This is a genomic window from Candidatus Darwinibacter acetoxidans (assembly GCF_041936445.1).
Classification (GTDB): Bacteria; Bacillota; Limnochordia; order Darwinibacteriales; family Darwinibacteriaceae; genus DTU010.
The window spans coordinates 1-1,665 of the sequence record NZ_JBHGXH010000218.1 but is presented as its reverse complement, the minus strand read 5'-3'; the positions used below and the strand labels follow the sequence as shown (position 1 = coordinate 1,665).

Genomic DNA, 1,665 nt, shown 5'->3' with positions numbered 1-1,665 from the left:
CCGTGGAATTTGCCCCAGTCGGTGTTCCCCTTGCAGTACGGCAGTCCGCACTCAACCATAAGGATCCGCGCAAGAGCCGCGAGGGAGAACCACTCGTATCCCCCCGGTAGGAACCGACGCACGATTGTATACTCGTCGTCGGACGTGACTGACGCCGGGAGCGCCGGATAGAATTCGACCAGTTTTGCAGCGTTCGGGTCGGCGGTGGTGTCCCCTCCAGTCCGGACGACCCGCCGAACGTAGGTCACGCCGCCCTGAGTGATGTAGACCCTGCGGCCGATCAGGTGACCAGCATGCTCAACATAGAACTGTGTAGTGCTGCCGCCGCTGTAGGGAGCGCATGTCCCTGTAGCCTTGTTTGCAGCTCCGCCCCGGTTCTCGACCGCGGCCCGGGCGTTATGCCAGTTGACGTCGGTCCATGGCACCACGTGCGGCTTGCAGGCGGCCCCGTTTGGCCCGGGGTTGTTCACAGTGACTGATCCGCGCGATGACTCGGTGGCGTCGAACATGCATGCCTGATACTTGTCAATCCAAAACCCGCCGCAATCCAGGTTGTTCAGGTTCTCCTGTGACCAGTATTTCGACTTGAACTGAGGGATCCAGACCTCATGGATCTCTAGGGTATTCCCCGCGCCGTCCTTCTCGAAGACAATGCGATTGCGAAGTTCGGGAACGTCCTTCCCCCACTCAAGCCCGGATGCGGCAGAACTGTTCGGGCGGAGCCGGGCCAGAGGATCAGTACTGACTGGGAATTTCGCCCACGCTCCCGCCTGCCCGACGATCAGGTCTCCTTTCTCTGCCGTCAGTCCTCCCACGGTCGCGAGCGGACCGGACGAGGGCGACGGGTCGAAGTAGATCGTGCGCGGATCGCTGGCGACCGTGGCCACCTCGCGGACCACGTTCCCGGCTCCGGTCGGTCGGGTCTGCGTCAGACCCCCGGCCGTCGCGGTGGAGAGGTAAAGTGGGGCTCCGGGCATCCAGGACCATGCCGTGTTCTTGACGTACCCGAGTTTCACGAGCCGCCCTTTCCCGCCGGCCACGCCCGAATCGAGCGCAATCGCCAGGTCACCGGCGCTCGTCGTAGCACTGTTCGCTCTCGCCAGGTACCATTTCCCGTCAGATTTCAGGTATACGACCTGCCCGGCGTCGATTTTCCCGCCGTAAGTCTGTTCTGAGATGATGACTCCTGCTGCTGTTACTGCCATGTTTTTCTCACTCCTGTTTTAGCCACTCGTAAAGCGTTGCTTTACTAATCCCGAGGCTTTCTGCCATCTGGTTTCTCGACATGTCTTTCTCCAGCCGCTGCAGGAGGGCCTGCAGCGTCTCGTGGGGGCGCTCTCGACGAGGCGCGCCTTCCAGACCTTCACCTGTCCGGGCGCGGCTGCGATCGATTTGGTTTTTAGTTCAGGCATCTTTGCTCTCCTATTTGGTGCGAAAATAGATAGGTTCAGCCCGGTCGGAGGGAGCCGACCGCACTATACCCCCGCTCTCCAGTAGATTGTCTGTGTGGTTCCTGCAGATCCATCGGGTTTCTTGATGGCTACGGTGATATTCGTGGCATCGATTGATGCGACTGTCACGATCTCCCCTGCCACAGATCCGGTGAGGGTGACTTTCGTGGGTGCTTTTACACAGCCATGGGCAATCGTGCCTCCATCGGCGACA

2 protein-coding genes and 1 pseudogene are annotated in these 1,665 nt (G+C 60.5%); all 3 read right to left on the bottom strand.

The genetic code is table 11. The annotated features are described in order from the left end of the window. Positions 1-1,205, bottom strand: a pseudogene (locus tag ACE4YL_RS08310) (hypothetical protein); the annotation flags it as partial. Between the two features lie 7 nt (positions 1,206-1,212). Further along, complete coding sequence (locus ACE4YL_RS08305) at positions 1,213-1,299, bottom strand: helix-turn-helix domain-containing protein (RefSeq protein WP_461369499.1); 87 nt, start codon at positions 1,297-1,299, stop codon at positions 1,213-1,215. A gap of 176 nt (positions 1,300-1,475) precedes the next feature. Next, positions 1,476-1,665 (bottom strand): hypothetical protein (locus ACE4YL_RS08300; RefSeq protein WP_461369498.1); only part of this gene is annotated, 190 nt, incomplete at its 5' end.